The following is an 18,822-nucleotide window of genomic DNA, read 5'->3' on the forward strand; positions in this document are numbered from 1 at the left end:
ATTTTAATTTTAACGATGCGCCATGAGGGAGTCGAACCCTCAGCTCAAGAACCGGAATCTTACGTGCTATCCATTACACCAACGGCGCAGTATAGTTAATAGTTTAGCTGAATTACGTAAAAAAAACAAGTAACGAAAGCGGAGGTTGAGAAATAATGGCTATTGAACAGAAATTTAAGCAACAACAAACGCAAATTCAAAAACTGGCAATGACACCAGAGCTCCAACAATCAATTAAAATGTTGCAATATAATATAGAAGATTTACAAGAATTTGTCACTGAAAAAATGATGGAAAACCCTTTGATTGAAGCTGTTGACGACAATCAGAGAATCCAAGCAGGGGAGTCTCGTTATAAAGTTAATCTAACAACAAATGGTGATACTGATTATATGAATTCAGTCAGTGATGATGAATCACAATCTTTATTGGATTATTTATTGGAACAAATTTATCTAACGATGCGTCAAACACCGCTTAGAAAGGTTGTTCTTTACTTAGTAGATTATATTGAACAGACGGGCTATTTTAATGCTAATTTGGATGATTTAGCAGAAGAATCAGGAATACCACCCATTATGTTATTAGATGCGTTAACCTTGATTCAACGCTTAGATCCGCCCGGTGTTGGTGCACGTAATTTACAAGAAAGTTTAATGTTACAGATTGATTCTGACGATTTAGCGCCTGAATTGGCATATACAGTCATAAAAGATGATTTTGATAACTTTGTCGATCGTAAATGGTCGGACATAGCAAAAAAATATCGTGTTAATCTTTCAGAAATTCAAGAAATATCAGATTTTGTTCGCACATTATCACCTAATCCAGGTGCAGGATTTGGGACAACTAGAATTGGTAAAATCTATCCAGATTTAGTTTTGAAAAAAAGTAATAATGAATTAACATTATTCAAAGTTCGCGGTGCACAGCCTGAAGTTGTTTTTCAACAAAAATATTTTGATGATATGTCAAAAGACCAAGATCCTGAAGTAATCAAATATTTAACTGAAAAGAAACGGGAATATGAATGGCTAGTTCATGGCTTGAAACAACGAGGCGATACCATTTTAAAAGTAGGACAATATATTTTGAAATATCAGGCTGACTTCTTCACTGATAAAACCAAACCAATTAAGCCATTACTTTTACGGGAAGTTGCAGCCGCTTTAGGTGTTCACGAATCAACAATTAGTCGAACCGTTAATGATAAGTACATTGAAACAGAATCTGGTGTTTATGAAATAAAATCATTCTTTGGACAAATCGCAAATAAGAACAAAAAGAATGCTGAAGAGCTATCTTCAAAAACGATTATGACAACTATGCAGACTTTGATTGAATCTGAAGATAAAACGAAACCTTTCTCTGATCAAAAAATAGTTTTACAATTAATGAAACAAAACATCGATATTTCGAGACGAACAGTTGCAAAATATCGTGAAAACCTGAACATTCCATCGTCATCAGCAAGAAAACGCTACAAGGATTAGGAACAATTATGACCTTATCTCATATATCAAACGTCAATTGCTGACATGGCAGATAGTCGTTTGAAGTGCTTGCAAAGTATGAAACAACCTGATATAATTTGTCTTGTAATAAAGGTATGAAGACACTTTGATTAATGCAGAATGTTATCGTGCTTTGTTTTTTTAGAATTAATGGGTCATAATGCGACACTGTGGGACAAATAATGCCCCATAAGAGAGCAGGTGCAGTATGCATCATGAATTAGAGTGGATCGAAGCAATTGCACCAGACATGATTAAAGTTTTAAAACAAAGATATTTTGTTTTAAGACAGATTGAATGGATGATGCCTGTTGGTCGCAGAATGTTGGCAGCAACTTTAAATCTAAGCGAACGCGTTATGAGAACCGAAACAGATTTTCTGCGTAAGCAAGAACTTATCGTCGTTGGTAAGTCAGGAATGACGCTAACGGATAGAGGTATATCAGTACTACATGGCCTTGAAAAAGTGATGGATAATTTAGTTGGTGTTCGACAGGATGAACAAGAGTTGAGTCGAATTTTAGGCATTGAACATTGTTTGATTGTATCAGGCGATTCCGATGAACAACCTAAAGTTTTAGAGTCAATGGGTAAGAGTCTAGCTGCTAAGTTAGCACTCTTATTGCCAGAAGGTAAAAATTTAATTGCGGTAATGGGTGGCACAACGATGGCTCAAGTAGCTGATCAGTTGACAACACGTCTTTCAATTAAGCGCGATTTAACTTTTTTACCAGCCAGAGGTGGTGTTGGTGAATCAGTAGATATACAAGCCAACTCGATTAGTGGTAAGATGGCATTACACACAGGCGGCAAACATAGAGCCTTGTATGTACCTGAACAACTAAGTGAGAAAACGTACGAGCCTCTTCTTGAAGAACCGAGCATTCAAGAAGTTTTGAACTTAATCAAGGAAAGCAATGCTGTAATTCACAGTATTGGAGAAGCAATGCATATGGCTAAGCGTCGTGACATGTCTAGTGGTATAATAGACATGTTGAAAGAGGACAAAGCTGTAGGTGAGGCATTCGGATATTTCTTTGATGCTCAAGGCAAGGTCGTTTATAGGATTCCTCGTATCGGTTTACAAATAGAGGATCTCACGCACATAAAATGTATTTTCGCAGTTGCAGGTGGCCATTCTAAGGCCGAAGCAATTGTGGCATACATGAAACTTGCACCTAAACAGACGTGGTTAATCACGGATGAGGGTGCCGCAAACTCGATTTTAAAAAAGTAGTGTGCAAACACGCTTTTTAAAATAAATAAATCTTCATTTCCTAAAGGAGGAAATTTAAGTATGTCAGTAAAAGTTGGTATTAACGGTTTTGGCCGTATTGGTCGTTTAGCTTTCCGTCGTATTGCTGAAGTTTCAGATAACATCGAAGTTGTAGCAATCAACGATTTAACTTCTCCATCAATGTTGGCTCATTTATTAAAATATGATACAGCCCATGGTAACTTCGACGCAGAAGTTAGCGCAACAGATAATGGTATTGTTGTTAATGGTAAGGAAATTCCTGTATATGCAGAAGCAGATGCATCAAATATTCCTTGGGTTAAAAACAATAATGTTGATATCGTATTAGAATCAACTGGTTTTTACGCATCAGAAGAAAAAGCTTCAGCTCATATTAAAGCTGGCGCAAAACGTGTATTAATCTCAGCTCCTGCTGGTAAAATGCCTACAATCGTTTACGGTGTAAATGATGACATTTTAACTTCAGATACTAAGATTGCTTCTGCTGGTTCATGTACTACTAACTGTTTAGCACCACTTGCTGGCGCTGTTAACGATGCTTTCGGTATCGAAGTTGGTACAATGACAACAGTTCATGCTTACACAGCTACACAAAAATTACAAGATGGTCCTGACCGTGGTGGAAACTTACGTGCTGCACGCGCTGCTGCAGGTAACACAATTCCTCATTCTACTGGTGCTGCTAAAGCTATCGGTATGGTAATCCCTGATCTTGTTGGTAAATTGAATGGCCATGCACAACGTGTCCCAGTTATTACTGGTTCATTGACAGAATTGGTTACAATCTTGAAATCAAAAGATCTTACAGTTGATGAAGTAAATGCTGCTATTAAAGCAAGAACTGAAAACAACGAATCATTTGGTTACAATGCTGACGAAATCGTTTCATCAGATATCATTGGTACAAGTTTTGGTTCAATCTTTGACCCAACACAAACTGAAGTAACTGGTACTGGCGCTAACCAATTGGTTAAAACTGTTGCTTGGTACGATAACGAATCTGGCTTTACAGCACAAATGATTCGTACATTAGAAAAATTTGCTAGCTTAGAAGCATAATCTAGTTAAACTTTTTTAAAACCGCATATAACTATGCTTAGGCGGAGGGACGCAATACTCCCTCTGCCTTTTTATTTAATCAAAATTACACAGGAGGCTATTATAATGGCTAAATTAATCGTTTCAGATTTAGATGTAAATGACAAAAAAGTTTTAATTCGTGTCGATTTTAATGTTCCTATTAAAAACGGTGTGATTGGTAATGATAACCGTATCGTTGCTGCATTACCAACTATCAAATATGTAACTGAAAATGGTGGTAAAGCCATTCTTCTTTCTCATCTTGGTCGTATTAAGACTGAAGAAGACAAAAAAGAATTATCATTACGTCCAGTTGCAGAACGTTTATCTAACTTATTAAACAAACCTGTTACTTTTGTTCCTGCTACACGTGGTCCTCAATTAGAAGACGCAATTGCAGCAATGAAAGACGGCGATGTTTTAGTAATGGAAAACACACGTTTTGAAGATTTAGATGGTAAAAAAGAAAGCAAAAACGATCCTGAATTAGGTAAATACTGGGCTTCACTTGGCGACTTGTTTGTCAATGATGCTTTCGGTACAGCTCATCGTGCACATGCTTCTAACGTTGGAATCTCAAGCAACATGGAACAAGCTGCTGCTGGATTCTTAATGGAAAAAGAAATCAAATTCTTAGGTGAAGCTGTTGACGAACCAAAACGTCCATTTGTTGCTATCTTAGGTGGCGCAAAAGTTTCAGATAAGATTGGTGTTATTTCTCATTTACTTAAAAAAGCTGACAAAGTTATCGTTGGTGGTGGTATGACTTATACTTTCTACGCTGCTAAAGGTATGAAGATTGGTTCATCATTAGTTGAAACAGACAAAATTGATTTAGCTAAACAAATCATTGAAGAAGCTGGCGACAAATTAGTATTACCAGTTGATTCAATCGTTGCTGAAAAATTTGATAACGATGTTGAACACAAAACTGTTGATGGTGACATTCCTGACGGTTACATGGCATTGGATATCGGACCTAAATCTGTTGCAGAATTTAAAGATGTTTTAAAAGATGCTAAAACAGTTGTATGGAACGGACCAATGGGTGTATTCGAAATGAGCAACTATGCTAACGGAACACTTGAAATCGGTAAATTCTTGGGTACTTTATCAGAAGCTACAACAATCGTTGGTGGTGGTGATTCAACTGCTGCTGTTCAACAATTAGGTGTTGCTGATCAATTAACTCATATTTCTACTGGTGGTGGCGCTTCACTTGAATACCTTGAAGGTAAAACTTTACCAGGTATTGCTGCTATTACAACAAAATAATTTTTAATTAAATTGTCGTAAGAAACCGTCTATTAACGAAAGGAAGTTATTATTTTGCGTAAACCAATTATTGCTGGTAACTGGAAAATGAACAAAGGCCCTAAAGAAACTGCTGAATTCGTAGCAGGTCTTAAAGGTAAATTACCAAAGTTTGACGATGTTGAATCTGTTATTGCTGCTCCTGCAGTAGATTTACAAACATTACTTGATGCTGCTAAAGGTACTGACTTAAAAGTTGCTGCTGAAAATGCATACTTTGAAGATGAAGGTGCTTTTACTGGTGAAACTTCACCAAAAGTTCTTTCTGAAATGGGTGTTGACTATGTTGTTATTGGTCATTCAGAACGTCGCGAATACTTCGGCGAAAATGATGACGATATTAACAAAAAAGCACATGCTGTTTTCAATAATGGTATGGTTCCTATTATCTGCTGTGGTGAAACGTTAGAACAACGTCAAGCCGGCGAAGCAGAATCATGGGTTGCTGGACAAGTTTCTGCTGCATTAAGAGGCTTATCTGTTGAACAAGTTAATCTTGCAGTTATTGCATACGAACCAATCTGGGCTATCGGTACTGGTGAAACAGCTACTTCTGACCAAGCACAAGAAATCTGTGCAGTAATTCGTAAAACAGTTGCTGATTTGTATGACCAAACAGTTGCTGATAAAGTTCGTATCCAATACGGTGGTTCAGTTAAACCTGGTAACGTCGTAGAATTAATGGGTAAAGACGATATTGATGGTGGTTTAGTTGGTGGCGCAAGTATGGAAACTGCTTCATACTTAGACCTTGTTAACTTCAAAGCATAATTCGTATTTTAGCTGTTAAAAAGATTGAAAATGAATCAATAAACTATTAAAATAATGGTAAGGGTGTTATTGTATCCCCGCCAAAAAACGTTTTTAAAGGAGAGTACAAATTTATGTCAATGATTACAGATATTTATGCACGCGAAGTTCTAGATTCACGCGGTAACCCAACTGTTGAAGTTGAAGTTTACACAGAAGACGGCGCAATGGGCCGCGGAATTGTTCCTTCAGGTGCTTCAACTGGTGAACATGAAGCCGTTGAATTACGTGATGGCGACAAATCTCGTTACATGGGCTTAGGCGTTACTAAAGCTGTTGACAACGTAAACAACATTATCGTTAAAGAAATTGTTGGATATGATGTTACTGATCAAGTTGGTATTGATAAAGCTATGATCGCATTAGATGGTACACCAAACAAAGGTAAATTGGGCGCTAACGCTATTTTAGGTGTTTCAATTGCTGCTGCTCGTGCTGCTGCTGATGAATTAGAAGTTCCTTTATACAGTTACTTAGGCGGATTTAACGCACATGTCCTTCCAACTCCTATGATGAACGTTATCAATGGTGGATCACATGCTAACAACAGTGTTGATTTCCAAGAATTCATGATCATGCCTGTTGGCGCACCTTCTATCAAAGAAGCTGTACGTATGGGTTCAGAAACATTCCATAACTTACAAAAGATTTTAGCTGAAAAAGGCTACTCTACTGCTGTTGGTGATGAAGGTGGTTTCGCTCCTGATCTTAAGAACAATGAAGAACCATTTGAAATCTTAATCGAAGCAATCGAACGTGCCGGTTACAAACCTGGTAAAGATATTGCTATCGCATTTGATGCTGCTTCATCAGAATTCTACAATGCTGAAACTGGCAAATATAGATTACAATATGAAGGCGAAAATGGCCAAGATTATACTTCTGAAGAAATGGTTGAATTCCTTGAAGCAATCGTTGACAAATACCCAGTTATCTCAATTGAAGATGGCTTGGATGAAAACGATTGGGAAGGCTGGAAGATGATGACAGCTAAATTGGGCAACAAAGTTCAATTAGTTGGGGATGATTTATTTGTTACAAACACTGACTACCTTAAAAAAGGTATCGAAATGGGCGTTTCAAACTCAATCCTTATCAAAGTTAACCAAATCGGTACACTTACAGAAACAATGGAAGCTATCGAAATGGCTAAAGAAGCTGGTTATACAGCTATCGTTTCTCATCGTTCAGGTGAAACTGAAGATACAACTATCGCTGACTTAGTTGTTGCAACTAATGCTGGCCAAATCAAGACTGGTTCATTGAGCCGTGTTGATCGTATCGCTAAGTACAACCAATTAATGAGAATTGAAGATAACTTAGAAGAAACATCAGAATACAAAGGTATCCACTCATTCTACAACTTGAGTTCAGATGCTCGCGATACAATCGTTAACAAATAATTCTTTATGAATTAAGCGTTTCTGATTGAAAGAAGGTCCTACCTAATTTGATTTTAGGTGGGACCTTTTTTGTATTATAATAGGACGCACTATATTGAAAGGTAAAACTTATTGTTGTATAATTTAGATGTTGGAAATTATAGTTAGGAATGTGAGCGTGTATGAAAAAATCAGAGCGTATTACAATACAAGATGATCTAACATCAAAAGTTTATGATCTTATTTTAAACGAAGAAACGACAAATGAGGAACGTCTCTTATTAGTTGATTTTAAAAATAAAGTTGAGCGTGGGCAGTACTTCGAGAAGGCAGTCGCTGATTTAGCGGAGTCGTTGCGCTTATTGGCTGTAAGTAATTTAAAAAATAAAATAAAGTTAAGTGCTGACGTTGGTCGATTTTATATGGAAATTTCGACAACCGGTTTATTTAAAAAAAATTTAGGCTGGGGACTTATAGCTATGAGTATGATTTATCATCCTTAAGTGATCATTAGATTATGCTAGTTTTTAAGAAGAGTTATTCAATAGTTGAATAATTCTTTTTTTGTTACTAATGAGTTCAGCAAATAATTGGATTTTAGCATATACTAATAGAATGAAGAGGTGTGTATGGTTTTATGACAAAACAAGGTATCAAAGAGCGATTGAATTTAACTAATCTCATATTTATTTTAAGAGGGCTATTAATTGGGCTCGTTACAGGTATCGTTGTAAGTCTATTTAGGTTAGCTATTATTTATGTGCTTAAAGTCTTTATCTATTTTTACCAGGCAATTAATCAGAATATGTGGTTACTGTTTCCAATGATTCTTTTGAGTCTAGCTATGGTACTAGGTATTGGAACACTAATGAAGCAAGAGCCAAATATTATGGGATCCGGTATTCCGCAAGTAGAGGGCCAGCTTGCTGGTAATCTTGAAATGCGTTGGTGGTCAGTTTTATGGCGAAAATTTATCGGTGGTGTTTTAGGCATTGGATCAGGGCTATTCCTCGGCCGTGAAGGCCCATCTATTCAACTAGGTGCAGCAGTCGGACAAGGATTCGCAGAGATGACTAAACATACTGAATCGGAACGCCGCATTCTGATTGCAGGTGGTGGCGCTGCAGGTCTATCCGCAGCTTTTAATGCACCAATTGCGAGTACGCTTTTTATATTAGAGGAAGTGTATCATAATTTTTCACCGTTGATTTGGACAACAGCATTAGCTAGTTCAATTTCAGCCAATTATATTTCATTGCATTTTTTCGGTCTAAAACCGGCGCTACAAATGATGGATATTCAGACCTTATCATTGTTACAATACTGGCATTTGATTGCTTTAGGGCTTATTTTGGGCCTCCTAGGCTATCTGTATCAAAACGTATTACTTAAATCGACTGATTTATATAATATTCTACATAAAATTCCGATTTTTTATCGCTCAATTGTCCCTTTTATTTTAGTTATTCCGATTGGATTATACTTACCACAAACTTTAGGTGGCGGTAATGAGATTATTTTAAGTCTAGTTCAAAGTAAATCATTGACCGTTTTATTGGGACTCTTTCTTTTAAGATTTATCTTTTCAATGATATCCTATGGTTCTGGATTACCAGGTGGTATTTTTCTGCCTATTCTAACATTAGGCGCTATTATTGGCGCTGGGTATGCAACTGTTATGATAATGTTAGGGTTGTTACCAGCTAAATATATAACTGATTTTATTATTTTTGGAATGGCCGGGTACTTTGCTGGAATTGGTAAAGCACCTTTTACAGCTATTTTATTAGTTACGGAAATGGTGGGTAGTTTACATCACTTAATGCCACTAGCCATTATTTCATTAGTTTCATTTTTAGTTATTGATATTTTAGGCGGCGCACCTATCTACGATTCTTTACTTAAAAAATTAATTGGTCAAAATGAAATTGATTTGGGCGGTAAAAAGGACCGACTTGAGACGCCTATTTTTGCTGGATCAAATTTAGAAAATAAAAAAGTTTCAGAAGTAGTTTGGCCTGAAAATAGCTTATTAATCACGGTTAGACGTGGTGAAAAGCAATTAATTCCACATGGTGTGACGGTTTTAAAAGCAGGAGATACATTAGTTCTTTTGACTGAGCACCAAAATCGACCTAAACTTAAGACAGAAATGGATACATTATCCGGATTTGAATCACTTTAATAAAATAATAACGGTGGAAAATTAATGCAAACTGTGCTAAATTAGTATAGATATAGATTACGTAATTGGGTTAAGGAGGTAAATGATTTGACTAACATACTAACAATTTTAATTATCATCGTTTCAGTCTTAATGATTATCGCTGTTATGATGCAACCTGCAAAAACAAATAACGCTTCAGGTGCTTTATCTGGTGGCGGTGGTGGTGCTGACGATTTATTTAGCAAACAAAAACCACGTGGATTCGAAGCATTTATGCAAAAAGTAACCTTTGTCTTGGGCGTTTTATTTTTCTGTCTAGCTCTAGGACTTGTCTATTTGGCCTCAAAATAATAATAAAGAAAGCCTCCTGTGCAAACAATTGTTGCAGCAGGAGGCTTTTATTTAGAAATAAAATAAAATTAATAATAAATAAATGTAACGCAAATACGAATATGAAAACGAGGTATACATGGATAAAAAGATGCAAGAACTTATATTAAAAGAACTAAAAATTAAAGAAAATGAATCTTTCAGTGTTGAAGAATTAACAGCTGCCCTTAAATTAGAAGGCCAGGATGCGTTCAAAGAACTTGTTAAAACACTTGCTGAAATGGAACGTAAACGTGAAGTGAAAATTACATCAGAAGGCAAATTTCAAATTGCACTTCAAACACCACAATTAGTGGGTATTTTTCATGCAAATGATCGTGGATTTGGATTCGTTACGATTGATCCAGAACAACCTGATGTTTTCGTTAATCCAACACAAACAATGTCTGCCTTAAATGGTGATAGTGTTGAGATTGAGATTACAAGTGCTGCTAAACCTGGGGATGACCGTGGTCCTGAAGGTAAAGTTAATAAAATTGTTGAACATAATGTAACATCAATTGTTGGTGAATTTGAAGTTGAACCATCTGACCTTGAAAATTCAGGAATAATTGGCCATTTAGTTGTTAAAAACAAGAAATTACAACGTTATAACTTATTGGTAACAGGGGTTGGTTTACATCCAGTTGCCGGAGAAGTTATTACAGCTGATATTACTGCTTACCCAACAAGTGAAAAACCATTAGTTATTGAAACATTGGTTAAAGAAGTTGTGGGTAACAAAGACGATCCAGGTATGGATATTTTACAAGTTGTTTATCAACATGATATTCCTAGTGAATTTCCTGAAGATGTTATGGCTCAAGCTGAAGCAACTCCAGAAGTTGTGCTACCAGAAGAAAAAATTGGCCGTGTTGATTTAACGGACCAAACATTGGTAACAATTGATAGTATTGATTCTAAGGATTTAGATGATGCTGTTACTGCCTGGAAACTTGATAACGGGAACTACCATTTAGGTGTGCATATTGCTGATGTTTCGCATTATGTCCAACCAGGCACACCACTTGATCGTGAAGCATACGAACGTGGAACGAGTGTTTATTTAACTGACCGTGTTATTCCAATGTTGCCTCACAAATTATCAAATGGTATTTGTTCATTGAATCCAAAAGTTGAACGCCTTGCTATGAGTTGTGAAATGGAAATTACACCAGAAGGTTATGTTGTTAACCACAAAATCTTCCAAAGTGTGATTAAAACGACAGAACGTATGACTTACAAAGCCATTAACAAGATTCTTGAATCAGATGATGCAAAGACGAAAGCTAAATATGAAGAATTGGTCCCAATGTTTGAAACAATGGGCGAATTACACAAAATTCTTGAAAAAATGCGTAAAAAACGTGGTGCAATTAGTTTTGATGATAATGAATCTAAGATTATCGTTGATGAAGCGGGTCACCCAATTGATATTCAAATTAGAACTCGTGGAACAAGTGAACGTTTAGTTGAATCATTTATGTTAGCTGCAAATGAAACTGTTGCAGCTCATTACGATAAATTAAAAGTACCTTTTGTTTACCGTGTGCATGAAACACCTAAGAATGAAAAAGTAATGCGTTTCTTCGAAACTTTAACCAGTTTTGGTATCGTTGTTAAAGGTGATAGTAAGAATGTAACACCTAAAATGTTACAAGGTGTTTTAAAAGAAGTAGCTGGTAAACCTGAAGAATCAATGGTTTCTGTTATGTTACTTAGAAGTATGCAACAAGCTAAATATACTGATGAATCATTAGGTCACTTTGGTTTAGCTGCTACTGATTATACGCATTTTACGTCACCAATTAGACGTTACCCTGATTTGATGGTTCATCGTTTAATTCGTTTCTACGAAGAAAATGGTATTGGGGACACTCAAAAAGAAAAATATGCTGAACAATTACCTGAACTTACAACACATACATCACAAATGGAACGTCGCGCAATTGATGCCGAACGTGATACTGACGCAATGAAAAAAGCTGAATACATGGCTGATCATGTTGGTGAAACCTTTGAAGGTGTTGTTAGCTCAGTTATGAAGTTTGGTGTCTTCGTTTCATTACCAAATACTGTTGAAGGTCTTGTTCATATTAGTAATATGAAGGATGACTATTATGAATATTTAGATATGCATATGGCATTAGTAGGTAAGAGAACCAAGAGAACTTTCAGAATTGGTCAACCAATCGAAGTAAAAGTTGCTAAAGTTGATATTGAGCAAAGTGCGATTGATTTTGAAATTGTTAATCCACAAAACACACCAACTTCTGATTTACGAGGTAAAGGTGGAAACTTCAAACGTCCAGGTAATGGTCGTCCAGGAGACAAGAAACCTTATAACCGTAATGGTAAACCAGCTGCTGGAAATAGTAATGGAAAGAAACCATTCTACAAATCAGCTAATAAAAACACAGCACCAAGAAAAAATAATACACGTCAAAAATAATATCGGGGGGATTAAGATTGCGAAAAGAAAAGTCATCTTTTGATAAACCCTTAGCCCAGAATAAAAAAGCAAGACACAGTTATAACATTGAAGATACGGTTGAGGCTGGTGTCGTTTTAACAGGTACTGAGATTAAATCCGTTCGAAATAGTCGTATTAATCTAAAAGATGGATTTGCGCAAATTAGAAATGGTGAAGCTTGGCTGATGAATGTTCATATTTCAACGTATGATCAAGGAAATCAATTCAATCATGATCCACTTCGAAATCGTAAATTATTATTGCATAGAAAACAAATAGCTCAATTTGATGAAGCAACTAAAAATAAGGGTGTTACAATTGTCCCTTTGAAAGTGTACATTAAAAACGGCTTTGCAAAAGTACTAATCGGTGTTGCAAAAGGGAAGAATGATTACGATAAACGTGAAACAATTAAACGTCGAGATCAGGAACGCCAAATTCAACGCGTACTTAAAAATTACTAATAAAAAAGGAAGCAACCAATTTTGAAATTGGTTGCTTCCTTTTTAGTTATTAAGCTTGTTTGTAAAGACCAGCAATTTGATCTTGAACATCTTTATTTTCTAAGAATTCATCATAAGTAGTATCTGCTCGATCAACAAGACCGTTTGGTGTTACTTCGATGATACGGTTAGCGATTGTTTGAATGAACTCACGATCATGAGAGCCGAATAATAGAGCACTCTTATAATTTGAAAGACCTTCATTCAATGAAGTAATTGATTCCAAATCTAAATGGTTAGTAGGATCATCAAGTAAAAGAACGTTGTTTCTTGTTAACATCATTTTTGATAACATACAACGAACTTTTTCTCCACCGGATAAGACGCCAACTTCTTTATCGACTTCTTCACCAGAAAATAACATACGACCTAAGAATCCACGCAAGAAAGTGTTATCACTTTCTGCTTTAGAAGCAAATTGACGTAACCAATCGATAATTGTTAAATGTTCATCAGCGAATTGGTCGTTATTATCTTTAGCAAGGTAAGCTTGTGATGTTGTTACACCCCATTGAACTGTACCTGTATCTGGTTCTAATTCACCAGAAAGAATTCTAATTAATGTTGTAACAGCAATATCAGTTTCACTTGTAAAGGCTGTTTTATCATCTTTGCCTAAACTAAATGAGATATTATCTAAAACTTTTACGCCATCAATTGTTTTTGAAACGCCACTAACTGATAATAAATCATTACCAATTTCACGGTCGATTTCAAAGTTAATGAATGGGTAGCGACGTGATGAAGGTTGAATATCATCAAGTGTGATTTTTTCAAGCATTTTCTTACGAGAAGTTGCTTGTTTAGATTTAGAAGCGTTAGCACTGAATCGTGCAACGAAATCTTGTAATTCTTTGATTTTAGCTTCTTTTTTATCGTTAGAATCATTTGCAAGTTTTGAAGCTAAGGCACTTGATTCCATCCAGAAGTCGTAATTACCAACGAATAATTTGATTTTACCAAAATCAACATCACACATGTGGGTGCAGACATTATTTAAGAAATGTCTATCATGAGAAACAACAATAACGGTATTTGAGAAGTTAATTAAGAAATCTTCTAACCAGTTAATTGATTTGATGTCTAACCCATTAGTAGGTTCATCAAGTAAGAGAACATCAGGATTACCAAAAAGTGCTTGTGCAAGCAAAATCTTAACTTTTTGACTTTCTGTTAGTTCGCTCATCTTTTTATTTTGCATATCTTCAGCGAAGCCTAAGCCTTGTAAAAGAGTTGAAGCTTCTGATTCAGCTTCCCAACCATTCATTTCAGCAAAGTCAGATTCTAGTTCAGCAACTTTGATACCATCTTCATCAGAAAAATCAGCTTTTGCATAAATAGCATCTTTTGCTTCCATAACAGCATAGAGTTCTTTGTAACCCATAATGACTGTTTCAAGAACAGTATATTCTTCGAAGCCATAATGATTTTGTTGTAGCATTGTCATACGTTCATTTGGATCTAATGAAATTTTACCTGTACTTGGTGTTATTTCACCAGATAAAATCTTTAAAAATGTTGATTTACCAGCGCCATTAGCACCGATTAGTCCGTAACAATTACCAGGCGTGAATTTTAAATTAACGTCATCGTATAACTTACGGTCTGAAAAACTTAAACTTACATTACTTACAGTTATCATTTAATACCCTCACTATTCGTTTGTATAATCTACATATCATAGCATATTTCAGGCTCAAAATGAAACGGTTTTGAAAATGAACTCAAATAAAATGATTATTTCTGAAAATGAGGGTACGTTAGTCATAGAGTTGTAATATGAGTGATGTTTTGTAATATGCCTGACACATGTCTGACTTGTCGGTTCGATATACTCTAGAAATGGGTAATAAAGTTATTTACAAAAAGGAGTATTATTTTGAAAATTAGAAATATTATTGGTTTTACGGCAGTTATACTTTGCTTATTAGGTGGTTCGGTTTCTGTTAGTGCAACATCTATCAGTGATTTAAAAAAACAAGAATCAGCTGCACAAGAGAAAGTAACAACTGCTAATTCAAAAATTTCAAAGTCATTAACGAGTATTAATGATGAGTATGCAAAAATTGATAAATTAAATCAAGAAATTTCTGATAAAGAAAAGAAAATTGGTTCACAAGATAAATCAATTGGTAATGAACAAAAACAATTAGATACACGTATTGAAAATGCTAAAGATAGATTAAGAAGTCTACAAGTTAATGATTCAAGTAGTAAAATGGTAACGGCTATTCTTGAAGCAAAGAATGCTGGTGATTTTATTAGCCGTGTTTACGCAGTTTCTGTTTTACAATCTGCTGATAACAAAACGATGAAAGATGTTGCGTCTAATATCAAAACCATGGAAGATGCTAAAGCGCATTTGGAATCTGAACAAAAATCATTGAAATTAAAACAATCTGAAACAAAACAAGAAACAAAAGAAATGAATAAACAATTAGCAGCGTTAAAAGATACTTTAGGTGACGCAAAGAAAGATTTAGCCAAAGTAACAAAGGCTAAAGATGCTGAGTTATCAAAAAAAGCAAGAGAAGCAAAGGCTAAAGCTGATGCTAAGGCAGCAGCAGCTGCTAAAAAAGAAGCAGCTAAAAAGGCTGAAAGTGATGATTCATCAGATAAAAAAGGAAGTACTGACCAAAAAGCAAGCAACGATACTTCTGGCAAATCAACTAAGAAAACGTTACAAATGGTCGCAACGGCTTATTCAACAAATGCACCAGGGATGGGAACTCATGGATCATATGGGTTAAGTTTGTTAACTAATCCACAACAAATTGCTGTGGATCCTTCAGTTATTCCGCTAGGAACTGTTGTCTGGGTATCTGGTTATGGTGTTGCGATTGCTGGCGATACAGGTTCAGCAATTAAAGGAAACCGAATTGATGTGCATTTTATCTCAAATGCAAGATGTTACACATGGGGTAAAAAGACAGTTACTGTAAAAGTTTTAGAATAAAGATATGAAAAAAGGTCTGCTAAATTTATTTTTAGCAGACCTTTTTATTTATTTAAATATCTTTTTGCATATGATGATAGTCATGACCACTAATAATCATGTTACCAACAGTTTTAAAGCCCATTTTTGTGTATAACTTTTCTGCTTTAGGATTTGCAAAGTCGACGTTTAAGCCAATCTTTGTTTTTCCAGCTGCACGGGCAATCTCGGGAAGAGACTCTAGAAGTTTTGTGCCGATGCCTTGTCCTTGGAAATCTGGTGAAACAGCAAGGGTATCAAGGTACCATTCATTTGGATAAACTTCTGAGTCTGGAAAGAGTTCAGTTGTTTCAGGTAAACCAATTTGTGGGAAAAATTGATTCATAGCAAGATCAAGATGGTCTTCATCTTCATCCGGATAACCAAATGCTATCCCAGCAACCTTACCATCAATATCGGCAATTTGAACACGACCGTAGCTGTAACGGTAGTCTTCTGTTTCAAATGCAAGCTCTAGCACTTTGAATAGGTCGGGTAATGGAATTTCTTGAAGAATAGGAATTTCCATATCTTCTAAAATAATATTCACTAAAGGAACGACCTCGTGTGCATCTTTTTTTGTTGCTCTTCTAATAATCATATAAACCATCCTTTCCTGAATATCTCTAGTGTATAGGGTACTTAAATAATTGTCAAAACAACTAAATTGCTTGCTAAGTGTAGATATGTTATATTATGTTACATCAAAATGTTTTGGGGAGGATATTATGAAAAAATGGCAGTCAATGATCATGTCAATCATGGTCGCATGTGTATTTTTATTATTTTTACATAGTAATCAAGTAAATGCAGCAGAAAAGACGTATACAATCGGGACTGATGTAACTTATGCACCATTTGAATATCAAGCAGAAGATGGTAAATCATATGTTGGTATTGATATGGATATAATGCGAGCCATTGCTAAAGAGGAAGGATTTAAAGTTGATATTAAAGCCTTAGGGTTTAATGCAGCGGTTCAAGCATTAGATGCTAACCAAATTGATGGGGTTATGGCTGGTATGATGATAACTCCAGAACGTCGTGTTAAATTTGATTTCTCAGATAGTTATTATGAAGCTGGGGTAGCTATGGCTGTTGGTAAAAACAGTTCAATTAAATCTTTGGATGATTTAAGAGGGAAAAAGGTAGCGATTAAAGTTGGTACAGCTGCCGGAGAATTCGTAAACTCAATTAAAAAACAATATAATATTACAACAACAACTTTTGATGATTCAAGTAACATGTATGACGATGTTGTGACAGGAAATTCCGATGCGACTTTTGATGATAAACCAGTTTTAGCATATGGTGTTAAGAATGGTATTGAAATGAAAGTAGTTGGTAAAACATATGAAAAAGGTGAATATGGATTCGCCGTTAAAAAAGGGCAAAATAAAGAATTAATAACAAAATTTAATGCCGGGCTAAAGAAACTTAAAGCTAACGGTGAATATAAAAAGATTGTTGATAAGTACACTGGAACGAACGCAAAAAATGCTAACTCTAAAAATTCTCGAACAATTTTAGGTTTATTGAAAACAAATAGTGGCTCATTATTAGAAGGATTTAAACAAACAATGTTATTAACAATTGTGGCTATTGTTTGTGCAACAGTTTTAGGGATTATTTTAGGTATGATGGGTGTTGCGCCAAATAAATGGCTTAATGGGCTTTCAAGTACATTAATTTACATTTTCCGTGGCCTACCGCTAATTGTATTGGCCTTCTTTATCTACATTGGTATTCCTAATTTAACCGGGAGCAAGATTCCAGCATTTGTGGCAGGTATTATAACCTTAACGTTAAATGAAGGTGCGTATACAGCGGCCTTTGTTAAAGGTGGGATTAAGGCTGTTGATAATGGCCAAATGGAAGCTGCTCGTAGTCTAGGATTACCTTATGGAAAAGCAATGATGAAAGTCATTATGCCACAAGGAATTAAGATTATGATTCCATCATTTATTAATCAATTTATTATTACGTTGAAAGATACGTCAATTTTATCTGTTATCGGTATTTTAGAATTAACGCAAACAGGTAAGATTATAATCGCAAGAAACCTTGAAGGATTCAAGATGTGGTTGATTATCGCGGTGATTTATCTCGTTATCATAACGTTATTAACGTGGTTATCTAATTTAGTCGAAAGGAAGATTAAATAATGGCAGCTAAAATTCAAGTTAAAAATTTGAAAAAAAACTATGGTTCAAATGAAGTTTTGAAGGGGTTAGATATTTCAGTTGCAGAAAAAGAAGTTGTCTGCATGATTGGACCTTCCGGTTCTGGGAAAAGTACCTTTTTACGTTGTTTAAATAAATTAGAAGATTTAACTTCCGGTTCAATTATTATTGAGGGGCATGATATAAGTGATCCAAAAACTGATTTAAATGTTGTTCGTCAAAATATTGGCATGGTATTTCAACATTTTAATTTGTTTCCACATTTAACCGTTCTTGAAAATATTATTTTAGCGCCTGTTGAATTAAAAAAAGAAACAAAAGAAGAAGCAACTAAGGAAGCAAAACGTCTTTTATCCCAAGTTGGTTTGAGTGATAAAGCAGATGCTGCACCTGCTTCGTTATCTGGTGGTCAAAAACAACGTGTCGCAATCGCACGCGCACTTGCAATGAAACCAGATATTATGTTATTTGATGAACCAACGTCTGCACTTGATCCAGAAATGGTTGGGGATGTTTTAGATGTTATGAAACAACTTGCGAGGGATGGTATGACAATGGTTGTTGTCACACATGAAATGGGTTTTGCTAAAGAAGTGGCTGATCGTGTGGTCTTTATGGCTGATGGTTACATTTTAGAAAGTAGTACACCAGATGAAATATTTAGTAATCCGCAAAATGATAGAACAAAAGATTTCTTAAACAAAGTTTTAAATGCATAAAAAGTGCAAACTAATTAAATCTTTCGGCCTTTCATTAATTTTTGGTGGGGCAAGCATTGTAAAAGGTCCTAATCAC

General features: G+C 35.4%; 16 protein-coding genes and 1 tRNA gene. 14 read left to right on the forward strand and 3 right to left on the reverse strand.

Annotated elements, in window-relative coordinates:
* Positions 1-16: 16 nt before the first annotated feature.
* A tRNA-Arg gene (locus tag AC1RPW_RS04895) sits at positions 17-88 on the reverse strand.
* 67 nt (positions 89-155) lie between these two features.
* Here AC1RPW_RS04895 and rpoN point away from each other — a divergent pair.
* The 11 genes from rpoN (at position 156) to smpB (ending at position 12,831) form a co-directional block, all read left to right on the forward strand.
* A complete protein-coding gene (rpoN, locus tag AC1RPW_RS04900) occupies positions 156-1,493 on the forward strand; it encodes an RNA polymerase factor sigma-54 (RefSeq protein WP_481761448.1) in 1,338 nt (445 codons plus the stop codon).
* Between the two features lie 229 nt (positions 1,494-1,722).
* Complete coding sequence (locus AC1RPW_RS04905) at positions 1,723-2,751, forward strand: sugar-binding transcriptional regulator (protein ID WP_481761447.1); 1,029 nt, start codon at positions 1,723-1,725, stop codon at positions 2,749-2,751.
* 60 nt (positions 2,752-2,811) lie between these two features.
* Positions 2,812-3,831, forward strand: coding sequence for a type I glyceraldehyde-3-phosphate dehydrogenase (gene gap / locus AC1RPW_RS04910; RefSeq protein ID WP_409022216.1), 1,020 nt, complete (start codon positions 2,812-2,814; stop codon positions 3,829-3,831).
* 105 nt (positions 3,832-3,936) lie between these two features.
* Positions 3,937-5,127: a phosphoglycerate kinase gene (locus AC1RPW_RS04915; RefSeq protein WP_409022217.1), complete on the forward strand. Its 1,191-nt coding sequence runs from the start codon at positions 3,937-3,939 to the stop codon at positions 5,125-5,127.
* A 54-nt stretch (positions 5,128-5,181) separates the two neighbouring features.
* The gene (gene tpiA, locus AC1RPW_RS04920) at positions 5,182-5,937 is read left to right on the forward strand and encodes a triose-phosphate isomerase (protein ID WP_481761446.1); all 756 of its coding nucleotides are present in this window, start codon (positions 5,182-5,184) and stop codon (positions 5,935-5,937) included.
* 113 nt (positions 5,938-6,050) lie between these two features.
* Complete coding sequence (eno, locus tag AC1RPW_RS04925; protein ID WP_481761445.1) at positions 6,051-7,379, forward strand: phosphopyruvate hydratase; 1,329 nt, start codon at positions 6,051-6,053, stop codon at positions 7,377-7,379.
* Positions 7,380-7,540: 161 nt separating this feature from the next.
* Positions 7,541-7,861, forward strand: a complete 321-nt coding sequence (locus tag AC1RPW_RS04930; RefSeq protein WP_481761444.1) for a bacteriocin immunity family protein — start codon at positions 7,541-7,543, stop codon at positions 7,859-7,861.
* A gap of 134 nt (positions 7,862-7,995) precedes the next feature.
* The gene (locus AC1RPW_RS04935; protein ID WP_481761443.1) at positions 7,996-9,543 is read left to right on the forward strand and encodes a ClC family H(+)/Cl(-) exchange transporter; all 1,548 of its coding nucleotides are present in this window, start codon (positions 7,996-7,998) and stop codon (positions 9,541-9,543) included.
* Between the two features lie 87 nt (positions 9,544-9,630).
* Positions 9,631-9,876 (forward strand): preprotein translocase subunit SecG, encoded by a 246-nt coding sequence (gene secG / locus AC1RPW_RS04940; RefSeq protein ID WP_409022224.1) that lies wholly within the window; start codon positions 9,631-9,633, stop codon positions 9,874-9,876.
* 118 nt (positions 9,877-9,994) lie between these two features.
* Positions 9,995-12,346, forward strand: coding sequence for a ribonuclease R (gene rnr / locus AC1RPW_RS04945; RefSeq protein ID WP_481761442.1), 2,352 nt, complete (start codon positions 9,995-9,997; stop codon positions 12,344-12,346).
* 17 nt (positions 12,347-12,363) lie between these two features.
* The gene (gene smpB, locus AC1RPW_RS04950) at positions 12,364-12,831 is read left to right on the forward strand and encodes an SsrA-binding protein SmpB (RefSeq protein WP_481761441.1); all 468 of its coding nucleotides are present in this window, start codon (positions 12,364-12,366) and stop codon (positions 12,829-12,831) included.
* Positions 12,832-12,880: 49 nt separating this feature from the next.
* On the opposite strand, the gene AC1RPW_RS04955 is transcribed toward smpB, so the two are convergent.
* Entirely contained in the window at positions 12,881-14,512 is a 1,632-nt protein-coding gene (locus tag AC1RPW_RS04955) for an ABC-F family ATP-binding cassette domain-containing protein (RefSeq protein WP_409022227.1), read from the reverse strand.
* A 237-nt stretch (positions 14,513-14,749) separates the two neighbouring features.
* Here AC1RPW_RS04955 and AC1RPW_RS04960 point away from each other — a divergent pair, with 237 nt between their 5' ends.
* Positions 14,750-15,826, forward strand: coding sequence for a 3D domain-containing protein (locus tag AC1RPW_RS04960; RefSeq protein WP_481761440.1), 1,077 nt, complete (start codon positions 14,750-14,752; stop codon positions 15,824-15,826).
* Positions 15,827-15,878: 52 nt separating this feature from the next.
* Here the strand turns inward: AC1RPW_RS04960 and AC1RPW_RS04965 are convergent, their stop codons facing one another.
* Complete coding sequence (locus AC1RPW_RS04965; RefSeq protein WP_481761624.1) at positions 15,879-16,442, reverse strand: GNAT family N-acetyltransferase; 564 nt, start codon at positions 16,440-16,442, stop codon at positions 15,879-15,881.
* Between the two features lie 130 nt (positions 16,443-16,572).
* On the opposite strand from AC1RPW_RS04965, the gene AC1RPW_RS04970 reads away from it, so the two are divergent.
* A complete protein-coding gene (locus tag AC1RPW_RS04970; protein WP_481761439.1) occupies positions 16,573-18,009 on the forward strand; it encodes an amino acid ABC transporter substrate-binding protein/permease in 1,437 nt (478 codons plus the stop codon).
* On the forward strand, positions 18,009-18,746 hold the full coding sequence (locus tag AC1RPW_RS04975) for an amino acid ABC transporter ATP-binding protein (RefSeq protein WP_481761438.1): 738 nt from the start codon (positions 18,009-18,011) through the stop codon (positions 18,744-18,746). The genes AC1RPW_RS04970 and AC1RPW_RS04975 overlap by 1 nt, the downstream gene beginning before the upstream one ends.
* Positions 18,747-18,822: the final 76 nt, after the last annotated feature.

It is taken from the genome of Dellaglioa sp. CoH-55-MRSF-8, from assembly GCF_056782195.1.

Excerpts from the sequence above, each read along its gene's own strand:
- AC1RPW_RS04905 (WP_481761447.1), top strand. The coding sequence starts at position 1,723 with ATGCATCATGAATTAGAGTGGATCGAAGCAATTGCACCAGACATGATT.
- gap (WP_409022216.1), top strand. The coding sequence starts at position 2,812 with ATGTCAGTAAAAGTTGGTATTAACGGTTTTGGCCGTATTGGTCGTTTA.
- AC1RPW_RS04955 (WP_409022227.1), bottom strand. The coding sequence starts at position 14,512 with ATGATAACTGTAAGTAATGTAAGTTTAAGTTTTTCAGACCGTAAGTTA.
- AC1RPW_RS04975 (WP_481761438.1), top strand. The coding sequence starts at position 18,009 with ATGGCAGCTAAAATTCAAGTTAAAAATTTGAAAAAAAACTATGGTTCA.
- rnr (WP_481761442.1), top strand. The coding sequence starts at position 9,995 with ATGGATAAAAAGATGCAAGAACTTATATTAAAAGAACTAAAAATTAAA.
- AC1RPW_RS04915 (WP_409022217.1), top strand. The coding sequence starts at position 3,937 with ATGGCTAAATTAATCGTTTCAGATTTAGATGTAAATGACAAAAAAGTT.
- AC1RPW_RS04935 (WP_481761443.1), top strand. The coding sequence starts at position 7,996 with ATGACAAAACAAGGTATCAAAGAGCGATTGAATTTAACTAATCTCATA.
- AC1RPW_RS04930 (WP_481761444.1), top strand. The coding sequence starts at position 7,541 with ATGAAAAAATCAGAGCGTATTACAATACAAGATGATCTAACATCAAAA.
- AC1RPW_RS04970 (WP_481761439.1), top strand. The coding sequence starts at position 16,573 with ATGAAAAAATGGCAGTCAATGATCATGTCAATCATGGTCGCATGTGTA.
- eno (WP_481761445.1), top strand. The coding sequence starts at position 6,051 with ATGTCAATGATTACAGATATTTATGCACGCGAAGTTCTAGATTCACGC.
- rpoN (WP_481761448.1), top strand. The coding sequence starts at position 156 with ATGGCTATTGAACAGAAATTTAAGCAACAACAAACGCAAATTCAAAAA.